The sequence below is a fragment of the Acidiphilium sp. PA genome (assembly GCF_026191915.1).
Taxonomy (GTDB): domain Bacteria; phylum Pseudomonadota; class Alphaproteobacteria; order Acetobacterales; family Acetobacteraceae; genus Acidiphilium.
Map to the genome: position 1 here is coordinate 1 of NZ_JAIMBY010000075.1, position 1,100 is coordinate 1,100.

General features: G+C 61.8%; 1 protein-coding gene and 1 pseudogene. Both read left to right on the forward strand.

Annotation, left to right across the window (positions count from 1 at the left end):
- Positions 1-111, forward strand: a pseudogene (locus AruPA_RS21575) (IS5/IS1182 family transposase); the annotation flags it as partial.
- Positions 112-334: 223 nt separating this feature from the next.
- Positions 335-1,100, forward strand: a 766-nt coding sequence (istA, locus tag AruPA_RS21580; protein ID WP_265638786.1) for an IS21 family transposase, incomplete at its 3' end; no start/stop codon positions are given.

Genomic DNA, 1,100 nt, shown 5'->3' on the forward strand with positions numbered 1-1,100 from the left:
ATCAACCGAAACCGGCGGCTCGCGAAGGACTTCGAGGCCACGATCGAGAGCGTCGAAGCCTTCCTCTACGCCGCGTCCAGCGTCATCCTGCTACGAAGGTTGGCACGTTGATGAACCGATTCGAAATGGACTCTCAGGCTCAGGCTCAGGCTCAGGCTCAGGTTCGGGCGAGAGGCGCGGGACATCGAGCGCCCACGCTCTCTTGGAACCGAACATGACACTCTCGCGTCATCTGTGGCTTTGCTACTGAATTTTGGCCCAGCAGTGATGGCGAATTTTGGCCCACCTCCATCGTCGAACGTAGGGTCTCCTCGGCACGATCGAGGAGCCAAATATGGACTGGAAAGCCAAAGTGGAATTATTCGAGCAGCTTCGTCGAGAGCATGAGTTTGGGATCGGCACGGTAGCCGGTGTTGCGGCAAAATTCGGGGTTCATCGGCGGATGGTCCGCCAGGCGCTGGCGGGCGCGGTGCCGCCTGTGCATCAGTATCCGGCGCGGGTGAAGCCGAAGTTGGATGCTGTGGTGGCGTTCATCGACAGTGTTTTGGAGGCGGATCAGCGGGCGCCGCGCAAGCAGCGGCATACGGCGCGGCGGATTTATCGGCGGATCCTGACCGAGTTTCCCGGCGTATCGGTCGCGGAATCGACGGTGCGCAACCATGTGCGCGAGCGCAAGCACCAGATCGGGCTGATCCGGCGCGAGACCTTCGTGCCGCAGAGCTACGCGCTGGGTCATGAGGCGCAGGTCGATTGGTATGAAGCCTGGGTCGATTTCGAGGGTGAGCGCACCAAGGTTCAGGTCTTCGCGATGCGTTCGATGGCGAGCGGGGCGGCGTTTCACCGGGCGTATCTCAGCGCGACGCAGCAGGCGTTTCTCGAGGCGCACGAGATGGCGTTCGCGTATTTCGGTGGGGTCTTCCGCCTACTGCGGTATGACAATCTGGCGAGTGCGGTGCGTAAGATCCTGCGCGGCCATCGACGCGAGGAGACGGTGCGGTTCGTGGCGTTCCGCTCGCATTGGCGGTTCAGTGCTGAATTCTGCAATCCGGCCCAGGGTCATGAGAAGGGCGGCATCGAGGGTGAAGGCGGATATTTCCGGC